The organism is Streptomyces syringium, assembly GCF_017876625.1.
GTDB classification, from domain to species: Bacteria; Actinomycetota; Actinomycetes; order Streptomycetales; family Streptomycetaceae; genus Streptomyces; species Streptomyces syringius.
In genome coordinates this window covers 848,641-873,205 of record NZ_JAGIOH010000001.1, presented here as the reverse complement: position 1 = coordinate 873,205, position 24,565 = coordinate 848,641, and the positions used below count along the sequence as shown (strand labels likewise).

18 protein-coding genes and 1 riboswitch are annotated in these 24,565 nt (G+C 73.8%); of the genes, 10 read left to right on the top strand and 8 right to left on the bottom strand.

Annotated elements, in window-relative coordinates; translation table 11 throughout:
- Position 1: 1 nt before the first annotated feature.
- From JO379_RS03985 to JO379_RS03955, 7 genes are all read left to right on the top strand, one after another.
- Entirely contained in the window at positions 2–2,257 is a 2,256-nt protein-coding gene (locus JO379_RS03985) for a pyridoxal-phosphate dependent enzyme (protein WP_209513906.1), read from the top strand.
- Between the two features lie 153 nt (positions 2,258–2,410).
- Positions 2,411–2,629, top strand: coding sequence for an MbtH family protein (locus JO379_RS03980; RefSeq protein WP_130880816.1), 219 nt, complete (start codon positions 2,411–2,413; stop codon positions 2,627–2,629).
- A gap of 33 nt (positions 2,630–2,662) precedes the next feature.
- Positions 2,663–4,432 (top strand): condensation domain-containing protein, encoded by a 1,770-nt coding sequence (locus JO379_RS03975; RefSeq protein WP_209513905.1) that lies wholly within the window; start codon positions 2,663–2,665, stop codon positions 4,430–4,432.
- Complete coding sequence (locus JO379_RS03970) at positions 4,429–7,620, top strand: non-ribosomal peptide synthetase (RefSeq protein ID WP_209513904.1); 3,192 nt, start codon at positions 4,429–4,431, stop codon at positions 7,618–7,620. The genes JO379_RS03975 and JO379_RS03970 overlap by 4 nt, the downstream gene beginning before the upstream one ends.
- A 49-nt stretch (positions 7,621–7,669) precedes the next feature.
- The gene (locus JO379_RS03965) at positions 7,670–10,867 is read left to right on the top strand and encodes a non-ribosomal peptide synthetase (protein ID WP_130880819.1); all 3,198 of its coding nucleotides are present in this window, start codon (positions 7,670–7,672) and stop codon (positions 10,865–10,867) included.
- 47 nt (positions 10,868–10,914) lie between these two features.
- Positions 10,915–12,492: an amino acid adenylation domain-containing protein gene (locus tag JO379_RS03960; protein ID WP_209513903.1), complete on the top strand. Its 1,578-nt coding sequence runs from the start codon at positions 10,915–10,917 to the stop codon at positions 12,490–12,492.
- Between the two features lie 30 nt (positions 12,493–12,522).
- Positions 12,523–13,803: an MFS transporter gene (locus tag JO379_RS03955; RefSeq protein WP_207304018.1), complete on the top strand. Its 1,281-nt coding sequence runs from the start codon at positions 12,523–12,525 to the stop codon at positions 13,801–13,803.
- Between the two features lie 136 nt (positions 13,804–13,939).
- On the opposite strand, the gene JO379_RS03950 is transcribed toward JO379_RS03955, so the two are convergent.
- Positions 13,940–15,139, bottom strand: coding sequence for a cytochrome P450 family protein (locus JO379_RS03950; protein ID WP_130880821.1), 1,200 nt, complete (start codon positions 15,137–15,139; stop codon positions 13,940–13,942).
- A gap of 546 nt (positions 15,140–15,685) precedes the next feature.
- Positions 15,686–15,850: riboswitch (cyclic di-AMP (ydaO/yuaA leader) on the top strand.
- Between the two features lie 4 nt (positions 15,851–15,854).
- Between JO379_RS03950 and JO379_RS03945 the strand changes: the two genes are divergently transcribed.
- The 3 genes from JO379_RS03945 to JO379_RS03935 all read left to right on the top strand — a co-directional run bounded on the left by JO379_RS03945 (position 15,855) and on the right by JO379_RS03935 (position 18,436).
- A complete protein-coding gene (locus JO379_RS03945) occupies positions 15,855–16,328 on the top strand; it encodes a C40 family peptidase (protein WP_130880869.1) in 474 nt (157 codons plus the stop codon).
- Between the two features lie 343 nt (positions 16,329–16,671).
- A complete protein-coding gene (locus JO379_RS03940; RefSeq protein WP_130880822.1) occupies positions 16,672–17,082 on the top strand; it encodes a rodlin in 411 nt (136 codons plus the stop codon).
- Between the two features lie 199 nt (positions 17,083–17,281).
- Positions 17,282–18,436, top strand: a complete 1,155-nt coding sequence (locus JO379_RS03935) for an alkaline phosphatase PhoX (RefSeq protein WP_130880823.1) — start codon at positions 17,282–17,284, stop codon at positions 18,434–18,436.
- A gap of 58 nt (positions 18,437–18,494) precedes the next feature.
- Here JO379_RS03935 and JO379_RS03930 read toward each other — a convergent pair whose 3' ends face one another.
- The 7 genes from JO379_RS03930 to JO379_RS03900 are packed head-to-tail and all read right to left on the bottom strand — an operon-like array spanning position 18,495 to position 24,559.
- The gene (locus JO379_RS03930; RefSeq protein WP_130880824.1) at positions 18,495–19,244 is read right to left on the bottom strand and encodes a DUF6875 domain-containing protein; all 750 of its coding nucleotides are present in this window, start codon (positions 19,242–19,244) and stop codon (positions 18,495–18,497) included.
- The gene (locus JO379_RS03925) at positions 19,234–20,580 is read right to left on the bottom strand and encodes an MFS transporter (RefSeq protein WP_130880825.1); all 1,347 of its coding nucleotides are present in this window, start codon (positions 20,578–20,580) and stop codon (positions 19,234–19,236) included. Before JO379_RS03925 ends, JO379_RS03930 begins: the two co-directional genes overlap by 11 nt.
- Positions 20,577–21,170 (bottom strand): YqcI/YcgG family protein, encoded by a 594-nt coding sequence (locus JO379_RS03920; protein WP_130880826.1) that lies wholly within the window; start codon positions 21,168–21,170, stop codon positions 20,577–20,579. The genes JO379_RS03925 and JO379_RS03920 overlap by 4 nt, the downstream gene beginning before the upstream one ends.
- Entirely contained in the window at positions 21,167–22,216 is a 1,050-nt protein-coding gene (locus tag JO379_RS03915; protein WP_209513902.1) for a hypothetical protein, read from the bottom strand. Before JO379_RS03915 ends, JO379_RS03920 begins: the two co-directional genes overlap by 4 nt.
- A complete protein-coding gene (locus JO379_RS03910; protein WP_209513901.1) occupies positions 22,213–22,998 on the bottom strand; it encodes a hypothetical protein in 786 nt (261 codons plus the stop codon). Before JO379_RS03910 ends, JO379_RS03915 begins: the two co-directional genes overlap by 4 nt.
- Complete coding sequence (locus JO379_RS03905; protein ID WP_130880829.1) at positions 22,995–23,870, bottom strand: multinuclear nonheme iron-dependent oxidase; 876 nt, start codon at positions 23,868–23,870, stop codon at positions 22,995–22,997. The genes JO379_RS03910 and JO379_RS03905 overlap by 4 nt, the downstream gene beginning before the upstream one ends.
- The gene (locus JO379_RS03900) at positions 23,858–24,559 is read right to left on the bottom strand and encodes a hypothetical protein (protein ID WP_209513899.1); all 702 of its coding nucleotides are present in this window, start codon (positions 24,557–24,559) and stop codon (positions 23,858–23,860) included. The genes JO379_RS03905 and JO379_RS03900 overlap by 13 nt, the downstream gene beginning before the upstream one ends.
- Positions 24,560–24,565 lie beyond the last annotated feature (6 nt).

Sequence of the window (24,565 nt, the reverse complement as noted above, 5' to 3'; positions counted from 1 at the left end):
CATGCTGTTCGACACCATGACCGACGCGATCGGCCACACACCGCTGGTACGGCTGCGGCTGGGCGAGGAACGGGGCGTGGAGGTCTACGCCAAGCTGGAGCTGCAGAACCCCTTCGCCATGAAGGACCGCGTCGCCCGCAACATCGTCCTGGAGGCCCGCCGGCTGGGCACCCTGCTGCCCGGCGCCCCGATCATCGAGAGCTCCTCGGGCACCATGGCACTCGGCGTCGCGCTGGTGGGCCGCTCCCTCGGCCACGCCGTGCACATCGTCACCGACCCGCGCATCGACCCGATCACCCTGGCCAAACTCCGCGCCCTGGGCTGCGAGGTGCACATCGTCGAGGCCATGACCAGCCACGGCTGGCAGAGCGCCCGGCTGGAACGGCTGGAAGAGCTGATGCGCGACCTGCCCGGCGCGTTCTGGCCGCAGCAGTACACCAACCCCGACAACCCCGGGGCCTACCGCACCCTCGCCGAGGAACTCCTGCGCGACCTCGGTGGCTTCGACGTCCTCGTCGGCGCCACCGGCAGCGGCGGATCGCTGTGCGGCTCGGCGCGCGCCCTCAAGGAGTCCCTGCCCGGGCTGCGCGTGGTGGGGGTCGACTGCGTCGGCAGCGCCCTGTTCGGCCAGCCGGACGTGCCCCAGCGCCTCCAGAGCGGCCTCGGCAACAGCCTGCTGCCCAAGAACCTCGACCGCTCGCTCATCGACGAGGTGCACTGGCTCAACGACCACGAGGCCTTCGCCGCCGCCTGGGACCTCGCCCGCGAGCAGCAGATCTTTGCGGGCAACACCTCCGGCTCCGTCTACCGCGTCCTCGGCTCGCTCGCCGCCACGGCCGCACCCGGCACCCGCGTCGTCGGCATCTTCCCCGACCGCGGCGACCGCTACGCCGACACCGTCTACAGCGACGAGCACTGGGCCCGGCACGACCTGAGCGAGCTGCCCACCGCACCCGCCCCCCGGGCCGTCCGCCCCGGCGACACCGCCCTGACCTGGTCGCACATGCCCTTCCAGGCCCCCGGCGAACTGCGCCGGCACCTGCTGTTCGTCGAGTCCAACACCACCGGCACCGGCATGCTCGCCCTGGGCCTCGCCCGCGAGCTGGACACCGTCCCCGTCCTGCTCACCGGCGACCCCGACCGCTACGCCGGGCTGGCGGACACCGGCTGCGAGATCATCGTCTGCGACGCCAACTCCCCAGCCGAGCTGCGCCGGGTGATCCAGGAGCGGTTCCGCCGCGAGGAGATCGCCGGCATCACCACCACCAGCGACTTCTACGTCCCCCTCGTCGCCGGACTCGCGCACTGGCTCGGCCTGCCGGGCAACCCCGCCGAGGCCATGGCCACCTGCCGCAACAAGGCCACCCTGCGGGAGACCCTCGCCGCGGCCGGGGTCCGCCAGCCGCGGTTCGCCGTCGTGCGCGAGGCGGCCGAGGTCGCGGCCGCCGTCGCCCGGGTCGGACTGCCGTGCGTGGTCAAGCCCGTCGACGACTCCGGCTCCACCAACGTCCTGCTGTGCGCGGACGAGGCGACGGCCACCGCCCACGCGGCCCGGATCCTCGCGGTGCGGAGGAACGTCCGCGGGCTGCCCACCGCCGGGAGCGCGCTGGTCGAGGAGTACGTGGACGCGCCGGAGTTCAGCGTGGAGATGTTCTCCTGGGACGGCGGCACCGAATGCGTGGGCATCACCGCGAAGTCCGTCACCGACGGGCCGCACTTCGTCGAGCACCGCCACATCTTCCCCGCCGACCTGCCGCCCGCCACGGCCGAGGAGATCACCGAAACCGTCCGCGCCGCCCTGGACGCGGCGGGCGTACGCCTCGGCGCCACCCACACCGAGGTCAAGCTCACCGCGGCCGGCGCGAGCATCATCGAGATCAACCCCCGGCTGGCCGGCGGCATGATCCCCGAACTCGTCCGCCGGGCCGGCGGCGTACGGCTCCTGGAGCAGCAACTGCGGGTGGCCGTCGGCCTGCCGCCGGAGCTCAAGCCCGACACCCACGGCTACGCGGGCATCCAGTTCCTCCTCGCCCCCGCCGACGGGCTGCTGACCGCCGTCGAAGGCACCGACGCCGTACGCGCCCTGCCCGGCATCGAGGCCGTCACCCTCACCGCCGCACCCGGAGACACCGTGCGCACCGCACGCGGCGCCGCCGACCGGCTCGGCCACGTCATCGCTTGCGCTGGCTCGGGGCGGCGGGTGGCTGGTGCTCTGGACGCGGCTTTGCGGCGCATTGCCTTGACCGTCGAGAACTAGGGCCTGCCGTCCTGCCGACTGCGGGCCGTCTTGCCGCCTGCGGCGGCGGGCGCCCTGCGGGCGCGTCCTCAATCGCCGGACGGGCTTTTCCTCCCCCGCCGCCGCCCGTCCGGGCGGCGGTCCCCACCCCCACCACCACCGAGGTGACCCACCATGAGCAACCCCTTCGAGAACGACGCCGCCACCTACCTCGTGCTGAAGAACGACGAGAACCAGCACTCCCTGTGGCCCGCCACCAACCCCGTGCCCGCCGGCTGGACGAGGGTCCACGGCGAGGACACCCGGCAGGGCTGCCTCGACTACGTCGAAGCGCACTGGACGGACATGCGCCCCGCGAGCCTCGCGGCCGCCATGGGCGACCCGCGTCCGTGACGACGGTGACCGGCGAGCCCGAGGAGATCCACCATGTTTGACACACCGCGCCGGGGCGCCACGCCCGTGCGGGCCGGCCACGAAGAGCTGCTGTGCGCGCTGTTCGCGGACGTCCTGGGCGTCCCGCGGGTCGGCCCCGACGAGAGCTTCATCGGCCTGGGCGGCGACAGCATCCTGGCCATCCAGGTGGTCAGCCGCGCCCGGCTGGCCGGGGTCGTTGTCAGCACCCGCGACGTCCTGCGCAAGGACACCGTCCGCGCGCTGGCCGCCGCCGCCCGCGAACCGGAGAGCACCGCCCCGCGCGTCCCCCCGCGCCGCACCGGCACCCTCCACCCCACCCCGATCATGCACTGGCTCCGCGAACTGGGCGGCCCGGTCGACACCTACCACCAGTCGCTCGTGCTCCGCACACCCCCGGGCCTGGACCCCCGGGCCGCCGAGACGCTCCTCCAGGCCCTGCTCGACACCCACGACGCGCTCCGGCTGCGCCTGCCCGCCGGCACCGACGCGCCGGTGTGGGAGCCGGTCGTCGAGCCGCCCGGCGGCGTCCGCGCGGCCGGCCTGATCGAAAGCCTCGACGCGACCGACCTCGCCGACGACGCCCTGCCCGCACTCACCCGGGACCGGATCCGCCACGCCCGGCGACTGCTGTCACCGCGGGACGGGGTCATGCTCCGCGCCGTCCTCCTCGACCGGGGGCCCGACCGGCAAGGACGCCTTGCGCTCCTCGTCCACCACCTGGCCGTCGACGGGGTCTCCTGGCGCATCCTCCAGGACGACCTGCGCACCGGCTGGCAGACGCTGTCCCGGGGCGGCGAGCCCGTGCTCGACCCGGCGCCCACCCCCTTCCTCCACTGGTCGAGCGTGCTGCTCACCGAGGCCGCCCACGGCCGCCGGATGGCGGAGGCCGACGCCTGGCAGCGCACCCTGCGCACCAACCCGGCACCGCTCGGCGGCGTATCGACCCGCGCCCCCGGCCCCGAGACGAAGGAGTGCCGGCACACCCTCACCCTCCCCCCGGAGATCACCGGCCCGCTGCTCACCGCCGCCCCCGCGCTCGTCAACGGCACCGTCAACGACGTCCTGCTGACCGGTCTGGCGCTCGCCGTGCTCGGCTGGCGCGGCGACGAGGGGAGCGACGGGACGGGCGCGGTCCTCGTCGACATCGAGGGCCACGGCCGCGAGGACATCGTGGACGGCCTGGACCTGTCCCGCACCGTCGGCTGGTTCACCACCGTCTATCCCGTCCGCTTCGCACTCGGCAGCCCGGACCTCGCCGACGCCCGCTCCGGCGGGCACACCGTCGGCACCGCCCTGCGGCTGGTCAAGGAGGGCCTGCGGGCCGTGCCCGACCACGGCATCGGCTTCGGCATGCTGCGCCACCTCAACTCCCGCACCGGCCCCGGCCTCGCCGGGCCGGGCATCCCGGAGATCGGGTTCAACTACCTGGGCCGGTTCCCGATGGGCGACACCGCCGACTGGGCGGCCGCCCCCGGGCACGACTTCGCCCTCGACGACGCCGACGACGGCCTGCCCATGGCCCATGCCGTCGAGGTCAACTCCGCCGCCCACGAAGGCCCCGGCGGACTGACCCTCAGCGCCACCTGGACCTGGGACCGCGACGCCTACCCGGCCGACCGGGTCAAGGCCCTGGCCGACGAGTGGTTCGCCATGCTGACCGCCATCGTCGCGCACACCGAACTGCCCGGCGCCGGTGGCCTGACCCCCTCCGACGTGTCCCACTCCGAGATCAGCCAGGCCGATCTCGACGACTTCGCATCCCAGCTCGGGGAGTTGCTGTGATCCCTCTGTCCCACGCCCAGCAGCGGCTGTGGTTCCTCGACCGCACGGGCGACGGCGCGCTCTACAACATCCCCGTCGGCCTGCGACTGCGCGGCACCCTCGACGCCGAGGCGCTGCGCACCGCGCTCGCCGACGTCAGCGCCCGGCACGAGGCGCTGCGCACCGTCTACCCCGACCACGAGGGGCGCCCCCACCAGCTCGTCCTCGATCCCGCCCAGGCACCGCCGGCCTGGACCGTGACCCACTGCCCCGCCGGCGCGCGCCCAGAGCGCGTACGGGCCGCGGCCCGGCACACCTTCGACCTCGCCACCGAACCACCGCTCCGCGCCGACCTCCTCGTCCACGGCGCTGACGACCACTACCTCCTGCTCGTCCTGCACCACATCGCGGGCGACGGCCGGTCGCTGGAACTGCTCGTACGCGACCTCGCCACCGCCTACGCCGCCCGGCTCGCGCACACCGAACCCCAGTGGCCCGAACTCCCCGTGCAGTACCCGGACTTCGCTCTGTGGCAGCGGGATCTGCTGGGCGACGCGGGCGACCCCGCGAGCCTCGTCTCCCGGCAGCTGGGCCACTGGTCCAAGGTCCTCGCGGAGCTGCCCGCGGAGCTGACGCTGCCCACCGACCGGCCCCGGCCGGCGCTGGCCACCCACCGGGGCGCGGTCGTCCACGCCGACCTCGACGCCCCGTCGCACACCGCCCTGGCGGCCCTCGCCCGCGACCGGCGGGCCACCCCCTTCATGGCCGTGCAGGCCGCGTTCGCCGCGCTGCTCACCCGGCTCGGCGCGGGCACGGACCTGCCGCTCGGCTGCCCCATGGACGGCCGGGACGACGAAGCCCTCCAGGACCTGGTCGGCTTCTTCGTCAACACCCTCGTCGTCCGCGCCGACACCAGCGGCGACCCGTCCTTCGAGACGCTGCTCGACCGGGTCCGCGACGCCGTCCTGGAGGCCCACGCCCACCAGGACGTCCCCTTCGAGGCCCTCGTGGAGGAGCTCAACCCGGCCCGCTCCGCGTCCCGGCACCCGCTGTTCCAGGTCGCCGTCGCCGCCCAGAGCACCGGCGGGTCGAACCCCCGGTTCCCCGGACTGGGCCTGGTGATCGAGCCCGTCCGCACCGGCACCGCCAAGTTCGACCTGACCCTGGAGGTCGACGAGCACACCGACGCGGCCACCGGCGCCCCCGCCGGCATCGGCCTCGCCCTGGAGTACGCCACCGACCTCTTCGACGAGGACACCGCCCGGCGGATGCTCGACCGCCTCGTCCGCGTCCTGCGCGCGGTCGTCCGCGACCCCGCCGCCCCCATCGGCCGGCTCGACGTCCTCTACCCCGCCGAACGCCACGACGTCCTCGAAGGCTGGCAGGGCCGGGCGCCCGAGGCCGGCGCGCACACCGTGCACGGCCTCTTCGCCGAGCGGGTCCGCGCCCACCCGGACCGGACCGCCGCCGTCAGCGGCGCGCGGGAGGTCACCTACGGCGAACTCGACGAGCGCGCCACACGGATCGCCCACCGGCTCACCGCCCTCGGGGTGCGGCCGGGCGATGCCGTCGCCGTCCTCATGGAGCGCTCCGTCGAGCTGATCGCGGCCTGCCTGGGCATCCTGAAGGCCGGAGGCGCGTACGTCCCCCTCGACGCCCGGGCCCCGCACGCCCGGACCGCCGCCATCGTCGCCGACACCGGGGCGGCCGTCCTGGTGACCGACGCGGACCCCGACCGGCGGCCCGCCGTCCGGCACACCCTGCGGCTGGGCGACGAGGCCGATCCGCTGCCCGCGCCCGCCGGGGCACCGGCCGTCGCCGGCCACCCCGACGCCCTCGCCTACGTCATGTACACCTCCGGGTCCACCGGTGTCCCCAAGGGCGTCGCCGTCCCGCACCGCGAGGTGGCCGCCCTCGCCCTGGACCGGCGCTGGCGCGGTGGCGCGCACGAGCGGGTGCTGTTCCGCTCGCCGCACGCCTTCGACGCCTCCACCTACGAGATGTGGGTGCCCCTGCTGACCGGCGGCGTCGTCGTCGTGGCCCCGCCCGGCGAGCTCGATGTGGACGAGCTGGCCCGCGTCATGGCCGACCAGCGTGTCACCGGCACCTTCCTGACCGCCGCCCTGTTCAACGTGCTGGCCGACCGGTGCCTGCCGCGACTGGCCTCGCTGCGCGAGGTCATGACCGGCGGCGAGGCCGCCTCGCCGCCGATGGTCCGCCGGGTGCTGGCCGCCTGCCCGGACACCACGGTGACCAACGCCTACGGGCCCACCGAGACCACCACCTTCGCCGCGACCTTCGCCCTGCGCCCCGGCCACGAGGTCGCCGCGGACCAGGTGCCGATCGGCCGGCCCCTGGACGGCACCCGCGCCTACGTCCTCGACGACCGCCTCACCCCCGTGCCCCCCGGCGTGACCGGCGAGCTGTACCTCGCCGGATCGGGCCTCGCCCGCGGCTATCTGAACCGCCCCGCCCTGACCGCGGAACGCTTCGTCGCCTGCCCGTTCGGCCCGGCGGGGGAGCGGATGTACCGGACCGGCGACCGCGCCCGGTGGAACGCGCACGGCCAGGTGGAATACCTCGGCCGCGCGGACCGCCAGGTCAAGATCCGCGGCTTCCGCATCGAGCCCGGCGAGGTCGAGGCGGCCCTCGCCGCCCACCCCCGCGTCGGCCAGGCCGCCGTCACGGTGACCGGCTCCGGCGCGGGCCGTGCGCTGGCCGGCTACGCCGTACCCGCCGACGGACAGCCCGCGCCCACACCGGGCGAACTCCGCGACCACCTGGCCCGGGAACTGCCCGACTACATGGTCCCCGCCGCCCTCGTCGTCCTCGACGGCTTCCCCGTGACCCCCAACGGGAAGGTCGACCTGCGGGCGCTGCCCGCCCCGGACCCGGTCACGGCCGCCGGAGACCGCACCGCGCCGGAGACCGCGGCGGAGCGGGCCCTGTGCGAGATCTGGCAGCGCGTGCTCGGCCGTGACCGCGTGGGCACCCGCGAGAACTTCTTCGACCTCGGCGGGCACTCCCTGCTGGCCGCCCAACTGCTGTCGGACATCCGCTCCACGCTCGGCGCGGTGGTGAGCGTCCGGCAGTTCTTCGCCGGACCCACGATCGCCGAACTGGCCGCCCTCCTCGACACGGGCACCACCGGCACGGACGACGGGGAACCCCCGGTCGTCCGGCGCGCCCGCCGCCACCGGCCGCTCTGACCGCCCCACCGCCACCGCCACCCCACCCGACTTCGAAGGAACACCCGCTGTGAGCCAGTCCCGCATCGAGGACGTCCTGCCGCTCGCCCCCCTCCAGGCCGGCATCCTCTTCCACGCCCAGTACGACGAGAGCGAACTCGACGTCTACGTAGCACAGTTGGCCCTCCACCTCGACGGCCCGCTCGACGCCGCCCGGCTGCGGCAGGCGGCCGACGCGATCGTGGAACGCCACGCCAACCTCCGCGCCGGGTTCCTCCGCCGCTCCAACGGCGACCCCGCGCAGGTCGTCCAGAAGGGCGTGCGCGTGCCGTGGGAGGAGGCCGACCTCACCGGCCTGGACGAGGCCGCGCGCGAGGCCGCCACCGACCGGCTGCTGGACGAGGACCGCAGGCGCCGCTTCGACCTGACCCGCGCCCCCCTGCTGCGCTTCACCCTGATCCGCACCGGCCCCGGCCGGCACCGGCTGCTCCTGACGTACCACCACATCCTCATGGACGGCTGGTCCTGGCCGGTCCTCGTCCGCGAGATGCTCGCCCTCTACCACGCGGCACCCGGCCACGACCCGCTGCCCGCGGCCACGCCCTACGCGTCCTTCCTCAGCTGGCTGGGCGACCGCGACCGCGAGGCGGCGCGCGAGGCCTGGGGCCGGGCCCTGTCGGGCCTGGCCGGCGGCAGCCGCACCGCGCCGACGGCCACCGGCCCGGGCGGCGGGCTGCCGGACCGGGTGGAGACCGAGCTGACCGAGTCCGCCACCGCCCGCCTCACCGAACTCGCCCGCGGCCACCGGCTCACCCTCAGCATCATGATCCAGGGCGCCTGGGCGGTGCTCCTCGGCCAGCGCACCCGCTCCGACGACGTCGTCTTCGGCGCCATCGTCAGCGGCCGCGCACCGGAACTGCCCGGCGTCGCCGACATCGTGGGGCTGCTCATCAACACCGTCCCCGTCCGGGTACGCATCGACCGCTCCGAGCCGCTGACCGGCCTCTTCGGCCGCCTCCAGGAGGAGCAGGCCCGGCTCATCGACCACCACCACCTCGACCTCGTCGAGATCCAGCGGCTGGCCGGGGCCGGTGAACTCTTCGACTCCTGCGTGGCCTTCCAGAACTACCCCGTCGACCCGGCGGGCCTGGCCGCGCTCTCCGACGGTGAACTGCGCGTCACCGGCGTCGACCCCTACGACGCCGCGCACTACGCGCTCACCCTGACCGCCATTCCCGGGCCGCGGCTGTGCCTCCAGGTCGACTACCGCCCGGACGTCTTCGACCGGGACGAGGCGGACGCCATGCTGGCCCGCCTGGTCCGGATCCTCGACGCCGTGGCCGCCGACCCCGGCCTGACCGTGGGCCGGCTGGACACCCTCTCACCCGCCGAACGGCACCGGGTCCTGGTGGAGTGGAACGACACCGACCGGGAGGAGGACTACACCGAACTCGTCGAGCGGGTCCGGGCCGTCGCCGAGCGCACTCCGGACGCCGTCGCCGTCACGGACGCCGCCGAAGAGCTCACCTACGGGCGGCTCGTCGCCCGGGCGGACGCGCTCAGCCACCGGCTGCTGGCCGCCGGCGCCGGGGCGGGCTCCCTGGTCGCCGTGCTGTCCGAACCCACCGCCCGGGTCCCCGTCGCCCTGCTCGGCATCCTCGGCGCCGGCGCGGCATACATCCCCCTGGACCCCGAAGGCCCCGTGGGCCGCACCAGCGACCTGCTCGCCGCCGGGGGAGTGGGCTGGCTGCTCGCCGCCCCCGGCCGGCGCCCGCGCGCCGACGAGATCGCCGCCGCCACCGGCGGCACCGTCCGGGTCCTCACCCTCGACGACACCGAGGAGTCCGGGCAGCGCCCGCCCCTCGCCGGGGGCCGCGACGCGCTGGCCTACGTCTGCTTCACCTCCGGCTCCACCGGCAAGCCCAAGGGCGCCATGGTCCACCGCCGCGGCATGAACAACCACCTGCTCGCCAAGATCGAGGACCTGCGGCTGGCCGCCACGGACCGCGTGGTGATGAACGCCCCGCTCACCTTCGACATCTCCGTCTGGCAGATGCTCGCCCCGCTGATCGTCGGCGGTCGGGTCCACCTCGTCGGCCGCGACGTGGCCCGCGACGCCGCCGCGCTCTTCGACGAGGCCACGCGCACCGGCATCACCGTGCTGGAGACCGTCCCCTCCTTCGTCCGCGCCGCCGTGGACCTGTGGGACGGCGGCACGCCCGCGCCCGCACTGCCCGCGCTGCGCTGGTTCATCGTCAACGGCGAGGTGCTGCCCCCCGAGCTGTGCGAGCGCTGGTACGCCCGCTACCCGTCGGCGGCCATCATCAACGCCTACGGCCTCACCGAGTGCTCCGACGACAACACCCACGCCTTCATCACCCACGACGTCACCGCCCAACTCGACCAGGGACGGCTGCCGGTGGGCAGGCCGCTGCGCAACAACCGGCTCTACATCCTCGACCAGGGCCTCGCGCCCGTGCCGCCCGGCGTCCCGGGTGAGCTGTTCATCGCCGGCACCGGTGTGGGACCCGGCTACCTCGGCGACCCGCGCCGCACGGCCGAGCGCTACGTCCCCGACCCCTTCGCCACCGAGCCCGGTGCGCGGATGTACCGCACCGGCGACCTGGCGCGGCTGCGCGCCGACGGCCAGCTCGACTTCCTCGGCCGCCAGGACCATCAGGTCAAGATCCGCGGCAACCGCATCGAGCTCGGCGAGGTCGAGACCGCCCTGCGCGCCGTGGACGGCGTCACCGAGGCCGTCGTCGCCGTGGACCGCGACGGCGCCGGCGGGCAGCGCCTGATCTCCTACTTCACCGGCGCCGCCACGCCCGGGGAGGTCCGGTCCGCGCTCGGCGCCGCACTGCCGAACTACATGGTCCCGTCCCTGTTCCTGCAGCTGGCGACGTTCCCCCTCACCACCAACGGCAAGCTCGACCGCAAGGCCCTGCCCGCCCCCGAGACGGTCCACCGGACCGTGGGCCGGGCCCCGGGCACCGAGCGCGAGCGGGCCGTCTGCGCGATCTTCGCCGAGGTCCTCGGCCTCCCCGAAGCCGGCCTCGACGACGACTTCTTCACCCACGGCGGCCACTCGATCCTCGCCACCCGCCTCGTCGGCCGGATCCGCACCGCCCTCGGCGCCGAGGTCAGCATCCGGGACCTGTTCGAGACGCCCACCCCGGCCGGCGTCGTGGCACGGCTCGCCACGGCCACCCCCGCACCCGCCCGCCCGGCCCTGCGCCCGCGCGCCCGGCAGACCGCGACCGGCTGACAGCGACCGGCTGACCCGCCGCACCCCGCCCTTCGAGAGGAGCCCCCATGACCCGGACGGACGCCCCCGTCCCGCTGCGCATCGCGCGGCAGGCGGCCCGGACCCCCGACGCGATCGCCGTCAGCGGCCCCGGCCAGGAACTGACCTACCGCCAACTCGACCGGCGCGCCCGCGCCCTGGCACGCGACCTGCGCAGCGCCGGAGCCGGTCCCGAGGACACCGTCGTCCTCGGCGTACGCCGAGGCGCCCACTGGGCCGTCGGCCTGCTCGGCATCTGGTACACCGGAGCCGCCCTGCTGCCCGTCGACCTCGACGCCCCCGACGAACGGCTGCGCACCCTCGTCGCCGCGGCCCGCGCCCGGCACGCCGTCGTCCCCTCCCGCGCCGACGCCACCGGGCTGCGCACCCGCTGCGGCACCGAGCTGTTCTGGGCCGCCACCGACGAAGCGGCCACCGGCGCGGGAGCCGACGGCGGCCCCGTCGCGGACATCGCGCCGGGCTTGCTTGCCTACGTCCTCTTCACCTCCGGCTCGACCGGCACGCCCAAGCCCGTCGCCGTCACCCACGCCGCCCTCACCCACCAGGCCACGGCGCTCGCCGGACGGTACGCCCTGACGGCCGACGACCGGGTGCTGCAGTTCGCGGCCCCCGCCTTCGACGTGTCACTGGAGGAGGCCGTACCCACCTGGTGCACCGGCGGCGCCGCCGTGTTCGTCGAGGACAACGTCCTCTCGCCCGCCGAACTGGAGCCGTTCCTCGCCGACCACCGCGTCACGCTCGTCAACCTGCCCACCCCCTACTGGGCGCAGTGGGCCCGGGACGTCGAGCGGCGCCCCCGGCCCCTGCCCCGGGCGCTGCGCCAGGTGGTGATCGGCAGCGACGCCGGCCGGATCGCCGACCTGGTCCGCTGGTTCGCCGCCGGCGGCCCCCCGGTCATCAGCTCCTACGGGCTGACCGAGACGACGATCACCGCCACCACCTACGAGCCGCACCCCGCGGCACTCGCCGGGCGCCCGGGCGACGAGGTGATCCCCATCGGCGTACCGCTGCCGGGTGCCCGCGCCTACGTCCTGGACGGCGAACTGCGCGAGGCCGCCCCGGACGTGGCCGGCGAGCTGTACATCGGGGGCGGCTGCCTGGCCCGCGGCTACCACGGCCGGCCGGGCCCGACGGCCGAGCGGTTCGTCGCCGACCCCTTCACCACCGAGCACGGCGCGCGCATGTACCGGACCGGGGACCGCGTCCGGCGCGGCGCCGACGGGACGCTCGCGTTCCTCGGCCGCTCCGACGACCAGGTCAAGATCCGCGGGCACCGGGTGGAGCTCAAGGAGGTCGAAGCGGCCGTCGCGGCGCACCCCGCGGTCGAGGAGGTGGTGGCCCGCGCCCTGCGCGACCGGGACGAACCGCAGCTGGCCGCCTACGTCGTGGCCGCCCCCGGCACGACCGTGGAGCCCGACGACATCCGCCGATTCCTCGGTGACAGAGTGCCCGGCTACCTCGTACCGTCCCATGTCGTCGTGCTGGCCGAACTGCCGCGCACCCCCGGCGGCAAGCTCGACCCGCGCGCCCTGCCGGATCCCGCGCGGACAGCGGACCGGCCGCTCGCCACCGCCTCGTCCCGCTAGACCGACGACCCACAGTTAAGGAAAACCCAGGTGTCCGTCTCCACCGCGGAACTCGCCGCGCCCGACCGCCGGCGCCGCCGCGACTTCCGGCTGTTCATGTCCTCCCACATCTGCAATGAACTGGGCAGCAGCATCACCTACGTCGCGCTCCCGCTGATGGCCGTGCTCACCCTGCACGCCTCGCCCTGGGAGGTCGGCCTGCTGGCCGCCGCGGAACAGGCGGCCGCGCTGGTGCTCGGACTGCCCGCCGGGGCATGGGTCGACCGGATGCGCCGCCGCAACGTGATGATCGCCGCGGACGCGGTGCGCGTCGTGCTGTTCACCGCCGTCCCCCTCGCGTATCTGCTGGACCTGCACTCCATGCCCCTGCTCTACACCGTGGCACTGCTGATGGGCTGCGCCCGGCTCTTCGGCGATGTCGCGGACCAGAGCTATCTGCCCACGCTGGTCGGGGACTCCGAGCTGATCAACGGGAACTCCAAGCTGGAGACGGTCCGTTCCGCCGCCGAGCTCGGCGGCCCCGGCATCGCCGGATTCATGGTCCAGGCCTTCGGCGCGGCCGGGACGATAGCCGGCCAGGCCGTCACCTCGCTGGCCTCCGTGATCCTCCTCGGCCGCATCGGCGCCCGCGAGGAGCAGCCCGCCGCCGCCCGCAAGGGCGGGCTGCTCACGGACATCCGCGAGGGCCTGTCCTACGTCCTGGGCCACCGGACCCTGCGGCTCATCGCCCTCAACACCGCGGCGACCAACCTCTTCCTCAGCGCGACCATCACCCTCGAGGTCCTCTTCCTGAGCCGGACCGTCGGACTGCCGGCCGCGGCGGTCGGCTGGGTGCTCGCCGTGTCCACGATCGGTGCGATGCTCGGCGCGCTCGTCGTCGGCCGGCTCTCCAAGGCCATCGGCGCGGCCCGGCTCACCTGGCTGTCCCTGCTCGCCACCGCGCCGTTCGGACTGCTGCTGCCGCTGGCGGAGAAGGACTGGCGGATCGGGCTGTTCATCCTCGGCGCGGTGGTCCAGTCGGCCGGCATCACCCTCTACAACATCTGCCAGGTGACGTACCGCCAGACGGAGTGCCCGCCGCACCTGCTCGGCCGGATGACGGCCACCATGCGCTTCCTGGTCCAGGGCGTCCTCCCGCTGAGCGGTCTGCTGGCGGGTGCCCTCGGCGCGCTCATCGGCGTCCGGGAGACGCTGTGGATCTTCGCGGCCGGACTGGTGCTCGCCCCGCTGGTGCTGCTGTGCTCGCCGCTGCGCACGATGCGTGACTTCGAGCCGACTTCGCTCTCCTCGGAGCCGGTGGAAGCGGCATAAGAGAGCGTGATCGAGCAAGAGTGCGGTCATTTCAGGTCGGGCGTGCCTGGCTGCCCGCCCGTCACGACAGTGGCCCGAACCCGTCGGTCTCCGACGGGTTCGGGCCACCCGTACGTCCGCCCCGGAAAGCCGCGCGCTACCGCTGCGGTGTGAACCTCACCGGCAGGGCGAGCAGCCCGCGCAGCGCCATGCTGGGCCGCCAGGAAAGCGCGGCGGGGTCGACGTCGAAGGCGAGGTCCGGGCAGCGCTCCAGCAGCGCCTTGAGGGCGATGGCCGCCTCCATCCGGGCGAGCGGGGCGCCGATGCAGTGGTGGACACCGTGACCGAAGGCGAGGTGCCCACGGGCCTCGCGGCGGATGTCGAAGCGGTCGGGGTCGGGGAAGTGCCGGGGATCGCGGGCCGCCGCGGCGAGCACGACGATCACCGGTTCCCTGGCGGGGACGGTGGTGCCGCCGATCTCCACCGGCTCGGCGGTGTAGCGGAAGGCGCACCGCTCCACCGGGCAGCCGTAGCGGAGCATCTCCTCGATCGCGCCGTCGAGCAGGGACCAGTCGGCGCGCAGTGCCGCCAGCTGGTCGGGGTGGCGCAGCAGCTCGTGGACGCCGCTGGAGATGAGGTTGACGGTGGTCTCGTGGCCGGCGACGAGCAGGACGAAGGCCATGCCCAGCAGTTCGTCGGGTGAGAGCCGGTCGCCGTCGTCGTCCGTGGCGGTGGTCAGGGCACTGAGGAGATCGTCGCCGGGCGACTGCCGCTTGGCCTCGATGAGCGAGACGAAGTACGCGGTCATCGCCTGGGCCGCGGCACCGGCGGCTTCCGGGCTGCTGGGGAGGACGACCTCGTTGGACCACTCACGGAACGCCGCGCGGTCGCCGACGGGCACCCCGAGCAGCTCACAGATGACCGTCAGCGGCAGTGGCAGCGCGAAGGACTCCACGAGGTCGGCGCGGCCGAGCGGCAGCATCGCGTCCAGGAGTTCGCCGGTCCACCGCGAGATGCGCGGGCGCAGCTCCTCGATGCGGCGCGGGGTGAACTCCTTGGCGACGAACTTGCGCAGGCGCGTGTGGTGCGGCGGGTCGACCTGGAGCATGTTCAGCCCGATCGCGTAGCCGCCGTCGTCCTCCCAGTCCGGCGAGTAGCGGATGTCGTTGCGCAGCCGGGGGTCCGTCAGGGCGGCCCGGGCCTCGTCGTTGCCGACGATCAGCCAGGACTCGCGCCCGTCGGGGGTCCGCACCCGATGGACGGGCCCCCGCTCCCGCAGGCTCGCGTAGAGCGGATGCGGGTCCTTGGCGAAGTCCGTGCCGGCGGGCGTGAGGTCCTCGAGCGTTGGCGTGGACACAAGCGTTCCCTTCGTCGTCTCCGGGGCATGACCGGAGCCCAAGTGGGGATGGGCCCCCAGTTGACGGACCGACCGTAGCACTAAGTGGGGAGCCGTCCACACTTTGGGTCGCGCGAAGGATCCGCCGTCGTCGCCGTCGAACGCGAGGGGTTGCGGTCGCTCATCACCCGTCAGTCCGCCCTGGTCGCGGATAATGCGGAGGCTGCCATTCAGTCGTCGGGCGGGGTGGCCGGCGGAACCGCCGGGTGTGCACCCCGGGCCGTTCTTCCGGTGCTCGACGGGATTCGGCCGCGACCGCCGGTAACTCCCTTGATATCCAGCCGCTTTCAGGCTCCGCCCGACACTGATTTCCGCTGTGCGGGGGCTGTTGACGGAGGTTCGGGCGGGGCGAAATCAGCCGCCGGTTCCTCGAGTCGACGCGAAGTGAACAAGTTCACAGAAGGCCGTTTGGGCTCTGATTTTGAGCGGTCGATGATGCAGGATCTCTGCTCGAACACAAGAACCCGTCACAGAGGCGGGCGACCCGGGCGGACGCCGAGTCCTGCCGCCGTCCGGGTGCAGATTCAGATCAAGGATCGGCAGGAGCGGGAGACCCAAGCACGACGAACCACGATGGCAGTGGTTCTTGGGGTGAAGCCACGTATGTGGCCGGGCAACTTTGTCAGCCCGAACCCGACAGGTCACCTTTCGTAGGCGGATGACGAAGGGCTTTGGCATGTCTGCGTTCCCTGGCATACCCGCACTGCTTTCCCGGGCCGGAACCGCATCGGTTCTGACCGCAGCCACCGTCACCGCGTCGATGCTGATCCCGACACTGGCAACCGACGCACAGGCGGCGACTCCGGGAACGAAGGCGCTGCAGATCGCGGCCTCCAAGAAGGGGTCGCCGTATCAGTACGGCGCCACCGGTCCGAACCGTTTCGACTGCTCGGGCCTGACGCTGTACGCCTTCAAGAAGGCGGGTAAGGCGCTGCCGCGCACCGCGGCTTCGCAGTACAACAAGACCAGGCACCTTTCGGCCGGCTCACGACAGCCGGGCGACCTGGTGTTCTTCCACTCGGGCAGCAACGTCTACCACGTGGGGATCTACGCCGGGAAGAATCAGATCTGGCACTCTCCGAAGCCGGGCAAGTCCGTGCGGCTGGAGAAGATCTGGACGAACAGTGTCTGGTACGGCCGCGTCAAGTAGCCCTTGAGGCTGTTCAAAAGCCCGCCCGGACGCTCTTGTGGGGGCAATGTCCGGGCGGGCTGACGGCTGCGGAGGCACCGCTGCGCGCAGCACGCTACCAGCCGAATCCGAAACGCCCGGGCGCCGTCACCCCATTGGCCGCCCCGGAAGTGCGCCGCGCGTGCGTGCGCAATGGCCCGCCCTGTCTCCCGGGCGGTCGGTGGCCCTTTGACGGTTGCCTTTCGATGGTGTCGCCCATGGTCCGGCTGGCTCAAATGAGTGAATGTCCGGAACTTCTTAAATCGACCGGAGTTACTCAGGTCGCTTCCTTGTGAGGGGCGCTAATCGATCGAAAGGCATGGACGTGCTCAAGAAGGTACTCGCCACGACCGCGATGACGGTTTCCGCGGTCGGCGCCATCACCGCTCCCGCGATGGCGATCGGCAACGACAACGGTGACGTCGCCAATGGCAACGCCGCGAAGACCGGTTACGGCAACACCAAGACCGGCGGCAAGCAGAGCCCGCAGATGAGCCTGATCCAGGGCACGCTCAACAAGCCGTGCCTGGGTATCGGCAAGATCGGTGTCCAGTCCCTCATCGCGCTGCTCAACATCGGTGTCCAGGACATCCCGATCCTCACCTCGCAGCAGCAGCAGCAGTGCACCGACAACTCCACGATCAGCGACGGGGACGACCAGCTGTCGCACATCCTGGACGAGATCCCGATCCTCACGGGCAACGGTTCCGGGAACAGCGCGCACGACGGGCACTGACGGCCCAGAGCCTTGGCGTTCATCCCCCTGTTCCGGATATGCGGGATCCGGAACAGGGGGATTCCCGTGCGCCGACGCAATTGATCACCTCAGTTCACTTCTTGTTGATGTACTGTCAACTCTGCGCTTTTATGGTCCGGGAGACCAGGCCTCGCCGCCGGTCGGTGACGAGGCACCCCCCAAGTCCCCTGGAGTGACCGTGGAACGTCGCACCTTCCTGCGCGCGGCCGTCGTCGGCACCTCGGCCGCCGCCCTCGGCGGCTCACTGTGGAGCGCCGCCTACGCGAGCCCGGCCCAGCCGGGCGCCGGACCCTACGGACCGCTCGGCGCCGCCGACGGCAATGGTCTCCGGCTGCCGAAGGGTTTCAGTGCCCGGATCGTCGCCCGGTCCGGACAGAAGGTCTCCGGCACCTCCTACACCTGGCACAACGCCCCGGACGGCGGCGCCTGTTACGCCGACGGCACCGGCTGGATCTACGTCTCCAACTCGGAGATCAACCCCTCCGGAGGAGCGAGCGCGCTGCGCTTCGATGCCGCCGGAACCGTCGTCGCGGCGTACCGCGTGCTCTCCGGCACCCGCCAGAACTGCGCGGGCGGCAGGACGCCGTGGAACACCTGGCTGTCCTGCGAGGAGGTCGACCGCGGCTACGTCTACGAGACCGACCCGTGGGGCGTGAAGGCGGCGGTGCGGCGCGACGCGATGGGCCGCTTCAAGCACGAAGCGGCCGCCGCCGACCCGGTCCGCAAGGTCGTCTATCTGACCGAGGACGTCACCGACGGTTGCTTCTACCGCTTCACCCCCACCACCTGGGGTGATCTCTCGGCCGGGAAGCTCGAGGTGCTCACCATGGGCTCCGGGACCTCGGGGCCCGTCACCTGGGGGGCCGTCCCCGACCCGTCCGGCGCCCGCACGGCCACCCGCAACCAGGTCGCCGGGGCCAAGCGCTTCAACGGCGGCGAAGGCTGCTACTACGCCGACGACACCTGCTGGTTCACCACCAAGGGCGACAACCGTGTCTGGCAGTACAACGCGGCGGCCGGAACCATCGAACTCGCCTACGACGACTCGCTGGTGAGCGGCAGCGCACCGCTCACCGGAGTGGACAACGTCACCGGCACGTCCTCCGGCGACCTCTTCGTCGCCGAGGACGGCGGCACCATGGAGATCTGCCTCATCACCCCGGACGACATCGTCACCCCCTTCCTGCGGATCGACGGCCAGTCCGGCTCCGAGATCACCGGGCCGGCCTTCTCGCCGGACGGCAGACGGCTGTACTTCTCCAGCCAGCGGGGCACGACGGGAAGCTCCTCCGGCGGCATCACCTACGAGGTGACGGGCCCGTTCCGCGCGTAGCCCGCCGGGTGCGTCGTCCCAGCCGGGACCGACAGCAGCGCCGCGGCTTCCGCGTCGCTCAGGGGGTCAGCCCGTGCTCACGGCACGCCTGGTTCCACCGCTCGGCGGCTTCCTTCGTCCGCAGTCTCGTACGGCGCGCCTCCGCCGCGTGCAGCCGGTGGTACGCCGGGAACATCTGCCGCACCCGCAAGGACAGTTGGAGGTCGGCGGGGATGATCCTGCGCAGCACGTAGAAGGGGGCGGGCGCGGTGAAGTAGCGGGGCTCGGGGTGGTGGGGGTCGTCGGGCTCGGCGGGGTCCTCGTGGAAGAGCGCCGCCGTGCACCCCCGCGCGTACACCGCGGGCAGCACCGCACGGTGCGCGGCGGCCACCACCGGCAGCAGCGGTGCGGGCGGGCCGGGGAAGGCCACGACCAGCCCCGGGTGCTCGGGCGATTCCCGCTGGGAGGCCCGGTCGAACCACGCCAGATAGCCGACCAGCGCCCGGGCCACCGCGCGCGGCGCCGTGTGCCCGGCCACGCGCAGCTCCGCGTAGTGCATGACGCCGGCCCGCAACGCCCCCCGGACGAAGGGGCAGATGGCATTCGAGGGGCCCGAGCGTCCGATGGAGTCACCGATGTAGTCGCGCAGATAGGGGCGGAAGACCGCGCCGAGCTCGGTACCGCCGTCGCCGTCGTCACCCTCGTCGTCACCGTCACCGTCGCGGAAGACGACGGGAGCGGGCCGGATCAGCTCGCCGCGCCGCACCGCGCCGGGGTCGGGGGCGAAGGACTCCGCGGCCGGTGGCTCGGGGTCCGGCTCAGGGGACACGGGCACCATCCTCCTCGGCCTCCTCGGAGGCTCCCCCCACCGCGGGGGAATCGACTGCCGCGCTCACGGGCGGCGTACGCAGGGACCGGACACAGAACCAGGCGGCCGCTGCCCCGAACAGTGTCGTACCGGCGGCCGCGGTGGTCCACACCCCGGTGACGTCCGCGAGGCCGATGCCGAGCCCGCCCATCACATAGAGACCGAGGCCGGTGGCGAGGGAGTTGAACAACCCGCCCGCGGACAGCATGGTGGCGCGCGACCGGGCGGGCACCCGCTCGTTGAGAGCGGCCTTGAGGCCGGGCATGCACAGACCGGCCGCCATCACGAAGCCGATGTACAGCGGGACGCCGACCCAGCCGGAGGACGCGAGGGCCGAGCCGCCGAGGAACAGCCCGGCGGCCACGGCGGCCAGCACGATGATCCGGGCCCGCGCGCCCGGGTCCTGACGCACCTTCCGGGCGACGACCTCCAGCAGCGGGATCTGCAACAGGTCGCCGGTGCACCGGGCCGCGGCCAGGGCGATCAGCGAGCCGCCGGTGAGGACGTCGAAGTGGACGGTCCACTGCACGCCCGGCAGCCCCCGGAAGAGGCACAGTGCGGCCGCGCACAGCAGCAGACCGGTCAGGACGCGGTCGGTGCCCAGCGCCCGGCGGCAGCCCCGCAGGGCCTCCAGCGAGGCGGCGGCCAGCTCGCGGCGCACACCCGCCCGGTCCGCCCCGGCTCCGGCGCCGTCCGCCACCGGTGTGCGGCCGCGCAGCAGCACGGTCGTGCACACGGCCCCGGCCAGACAGGCGGCCCCGGCCAGCAGCTGCGGCACGGCCAGTCCCAGGAGCTGCCCGGCCGCGGCCCCGGCGACGGTGCCGGTCACGATGCCGGCGTTCTCGGCCATCCGGCCCCGGGCGAAGAGCGCGTCGAGGTTCGCCGAGGGGTCCTCCCGCTGGAGGCGGTCGACGGCCCAGGCGTCCAGGCTGCCCGAGGCGAACGGCGTGCCGACGGCCGCGATCAGCGTTCCGGCCACCGCCACCGCGGGGTCGGCGGAGAAGAACAGCATGCCGTAGCCGACCGCCCGCACGGCGAAACCCACCACGACGGAGGCACGGCGACCGATGGCGTCCGCGAAGACCCCCGTCGGCACCTCCAGCAGGGCCTCCAGCAGCCACACCGAGGCGATGAGCCAGATGATGGTGCTGCTGCTCAGACCGCGCTCGCCGAGCAGCAGCACCGACGTGACCGTCAGACACATGTCGCCGAAGAAGTCGAGTCCGGTCAGCAGCAGATACAGCCGCACCGTCGCGCGCCGCGCGGTGCCGTCCGGCGTCGTCGGGCCGCCCTTCACCGCTCGTCGTCCCCGGGGCGCAGCACGGGGACGACGCCCATGTCATAGCGGTACGGCCGCCCCGCCTCCTCGAAGGCGTGCCGGATCCGGTCCCGTACCTGCATGGGAATGCCCTCTGGGTGTCTGCGGGAGAACGCCGACTCGTGTTGGAACAACAGGAAGAATCCCTCCGCCTCGAACGCGTAACGGGTGTGGTCCGGCCCGAAACACGGGCCGAAGGCAACAGTGAACAGCCGGTGGCCGTCGAAGGGGAACCACCATGCGGGGTCCTCCAGATCGGCCATGGTGACGTGCGACGGGCTCGTCGAACGGCCGGCGAACCACGTCAGTACCGTCAGCGACGACGCCCGCAGCGTCGCCACGTCCGCCCCGAGCCGCGCCGGGAGGTCCAGCACGAATCCGTCGGCCTCACCCGCGGCCACCAGCCGCAGGGCCTGCCGGAAGCGCGGCAGGGCCCGTTCGAGGTGGTCCTCCACGGGCAACTCGTCATGGGCGGGTTCGGAGACCGGCCAGGTGGAGGCACGGGCGTACGGGCAGTGGGTGCGGTCGATGACCGGCTGGAACCGGGAGCGCCCGGCGCTCTCGCTCACCGCGCCGGGCCGTTCGGCGCCGGGCCGTTCGGCGACCGCCCGGCGGGCCCCGCCGTCAGCTGCTCGCGCAACTCCCGCCAGCTGCCCGCCTCCTCCCACCAGCGCGCGCCCCACCGCTCGGCGAACCCGGCCACCGTACGGTCGGCCAGGGCGTGCCCCTCGAAGACCGCGCTCCAGTACCCGGCCCGCTCCGTCTCCTCCCGCACGTGCCCCGGGTCGATCAAGTCGCCCGCGGTCCGGGCCACTTCCTCCTCCAGCCGTTCGGGGCGGGCGGCACAGCGCAGGATCAGAGCGGCCAGCGCCCGGGTGTAGCGGTCCTCGTAGCGGCAGTGGGCCGCGACCCGCTCCGCGGTGTCCGCCGGGACGCCGAGCGAGACCAGCCAGGCGGCCGACAGGCCGAGGCTCTCCACGACGAGCGCGCCCCACTCGGCGATCACGGGCGGGCGGCGCCAGCGTTCGGCCAGCGGCAGGCCGGGGGAGCGCCAGGCCAGTTCCATGGCGTGGCCCAGTTCGTGGTGGACGTACTGGGCGCACAGGGGAGCCGGGCGGTCGGGCAGTGCCACCGCCGACCGGCCGGGGATCCGGACGGGGAAGGTGACCGAGGGCCGGTCCCGGGTCCACACGAGCGACAGCCGGTGGCCCTCGGGCAGGGCGGCCAGGCCCCGCAGCCGGGGCACGGCGGCCCGCACCAGCGCGCGCGGGCAGAGCTCGACACCGGCCAGGTCGCCGCGGAGGAAGGCCCTGCGGTCCGCGCGAAAGGCGGCCTCCGTGACGCCCATGGCCCGCGCCCACTCCCGCACCACGCCCGGCAGTTCCTCCGTGGCCCGCGTGACGCTCGTGACGTTCTGGACGTGCGGGGCTTGCGGGGCGGGCACGGTGCCCGGCGGCTCCGCGGGTGCCGGGCCGCCCGCGACGGAGCGCAGCAGCGCCGCGAGCCGTCTGCCGTTCTCGTCCAGGCCGGGCAGGCCGAGGTCGGCGGCGCGCAGCAGCTCGATCGCCCGCTCCACCACCGCCTCGTCATCCGCCCGCACCGGGGCCTGCGTCACCCGGTGCCCCCGTCCCGCACCAGCGCGCCCACCTCGACCAGCCGGCGCAGCAGCTCCTCGCCCGGTTCCCCGGCCGGCACGCGCGCGTGCTCGCGCGGGGCTTCGGTGAGCCAGGCGAGCGCCGCCGCCTCCTCGTCGTGCAGGACCAGCGGGCGCCCCGCGCCGGGCCCGGTGCCCGGGACCAGGATCGCGGTGCGGCGCTCCACCGGGCGCACCGTGTCGAGGACCAGGTCCCACGGCATCCGCTGCTTCTTCAGGGCCGTCCGACGGGCGAAGTCGGCGGTGTCGTACGGGCTGATCCGCAGCCGGGTGGCGGGGGCGGGCGCCAGCCCGGCCCGGCGGGCCGCGGGCGAGGGCACCGGCGGGCGGTAGGCCAGGTCGGTGTCGGCCGACGCCAGCTCCCACTGCCAGCCGGGGCGGCCCTCGGGCCACCCCTTCTCCAGATACTCCGCGAAGGCGCGGGCCGTGCTCGGGCCCGGCGGGAAGTCCTCGCCCGGCTCCCGCTCGCGCGCCCGCCAGGCGTCACTCGCCACGAACCGCCCGATGCCCGGTGTGCCCTCCCCGGCGAGATAGAGGAAGCCGGCGGTGGGCAGCCGCGCGGTCACCGTCGCGGCGACGGCCGCCAGCCGCCGGGCCCGCTCCAGCCGGAAGCCCGCCGCGTTGCGCACCTCGGACGGCACTGCGGTGGTGTCCTCGGTGTCGTACAGGGCCGCCCACACACCGCGCACGGCCCGTTCGTACACGCTCTCGCCCCCGGTGTGCGGGGGAACGACTCCCGTCATCGGTCCTCCCCGCGCCAGATCCGCACCTCGGCGGCCATCCGGCCGACCTTGGTCACCAGGTCCTCCCCGCGGATGCCCTCCGACTCGGCCACCATGGCGCGCAGCCCCGTCGCCGCCGGCAGATGACGCCGCGCCAGCAGCCACAGTTCCTCACGGATCGGCGCGGCGTGCTGGTCGTCCGCGGTCACCCCGTCATGGGCGGCCAGCACCGTCACCCCCGACAGATGCCCTTCGACGACCCGGTCCCACGCGAAGTCGTCCGGCATCAGCACGTCGGTGGCGATGCCGCTGACCTCGGAGGCGATCAGATGGTGGCCGACGTCGTAGACCATGAAGGCGTCGGCCCGCCGGGCGATCTCCGACTGGAGCGCGAACGGATTGGCGTCGCCTACGACATAGGCGTAGGCGGAGTTCTCCACCGCGACCCGCACGCCCAGCAGCTCCTGCATCCGCTCGACACGGGGGACCACGTAGTCGACGGAGTCCTCGATCCACGGCATCGGGACCAGGGCCTCGACCAAGGACTCACCGTCCTTGGTCCACATCGCCAGATCGGTGGTCACCCAGGAGACGCCCAGCCTGCGCACCGCGTCCCCGAGCTGCTTCACCAGCTCGTCGTCGACGGGGTCGAGGCCGCACAGATCGAGGTCGAGGGTGTGCAACAGCGGTACGAGGCCGTGCTGTTCACAGAACCGCACGGCCTCGTCGACCGTGGCGGCGTCCCGTGCGTAGGGCCCCACCATGAACGCCCGGTCCTCGCCCGCCAGCCGCTCGGCGAACGGCGCCAGCCGCTCGTGCTCGGAGGTCATGTCCCAGCTGAAGCCCACCAGGGGCCGCGCCCCGGGCGGAGCGGCCTCGCTCACCGTACGCATGGCACCACCAGTCCTCGTCCCAGGGCGGCCGTCACGGCCTTGCCGTCCGTGTCGACCGGGCCCGCCTCCTCGTCCCACAGCGGGCGCAGCGCCTCGCAGACGGCGTCCCGCAGATGCGTGCGGCGCAGCCCGGTGGGCGTGCGCAGGGTGAGGGTCGCGAACGGGCGGGCCCGCGGGCGGGTGTGGCGCACCGCGTCCGGCCAGGGATAGGAGGCGCAGGCCTCGCGCAGCCGGACCGCGTACTCGGGCACGTCGAAGACGCACCCGGCGACCCACGCGCCCTCCGGCAGCCGGACCCCCGCCCGCTGTGCCGCCGCCGTGGGCCCCGCCGCGGCACCCCACAGCACGTCGCACTCGTACCGCGCGATCTGCCGCGCCCAGGGATCGGCCGTCGGCAGCCACGCCTCCTCCAGGAAGGCCGCGAACGTGGTGACCGTGGAGGCGGCCTCGGGGAAGAGGGATCCCTCCTGCGCTCGCCGCCCGTGCCAGTGCTCGCTGCCCAGATACGCGTCCATGGCGTCCGGGACCAGGCCGCAGTAGACGCGGGTGGTGGCCGGCAGGGCGCCCGTGCACCGCTCCAGCACCATGGCCTTGCGGGTCGAGCGGTCCACGGCCATGCCGGGGTCGGGCGGCCCGTCCAGGGGCGGCGGCCCGTAGAAGCCGCGCCACAGCTCGGTCACCTGCGTCACGTACGG

Excerpts from the sequence above, each read along its gene's own strand:
- JO379_RS03905 (WP_130880829.1), bottom strand. The coding sequence starts at position 23,870 with ATGCGTACGGTGAGCGAGGCCGCTCCGCCCGGGGCGCGGCCCCTGGTG.
- JO379_RS03910 (WP_209513901.1), bottom strand. The coding sequence starts at position 22,998 with ATGACGGGAGTCGTTCCCCCGCACACCGGGGGCGAGAGCGTGTACGAA.
- JO379_RS03985 (WP_209513906.1), top strand. The coding sequence starts at position 2 with ATGCTGTTCGACACCATGACCGACGCGATCGGCCACACACCGCTGGTA.
- JO379_RS03980 (WP_130880816.1), top strand. The coding sequence starts at position 2,411 with ATGAGCAACCCCTTCGAGAACGACGCCGCCACCTACCTCGTGCTGAAG.
- JO379_RS03945 (WP_130880869.1), top strand. The coding sequence starts at position 15,855 with ATGTCTGCGTTCCCTGGCATACCCGCACTGCTTTCCCGGGCCGGAACC.
- JO379_RS03960 (WP_209513903.1), top strand. The coding sequence starts at position 10,915 with ATGACCCGGACGGACGCCCCCGTCCCGCTGCGCATCGCGCGGCAGGCG.
- JO379_RS03975 (WP_209513905.1), top strand. The coding sequence starts at position 2,663 with ATGTTTGACACACCGCGCCGGGGCGCCACGCCCGTGCGGGCCGGCCAC.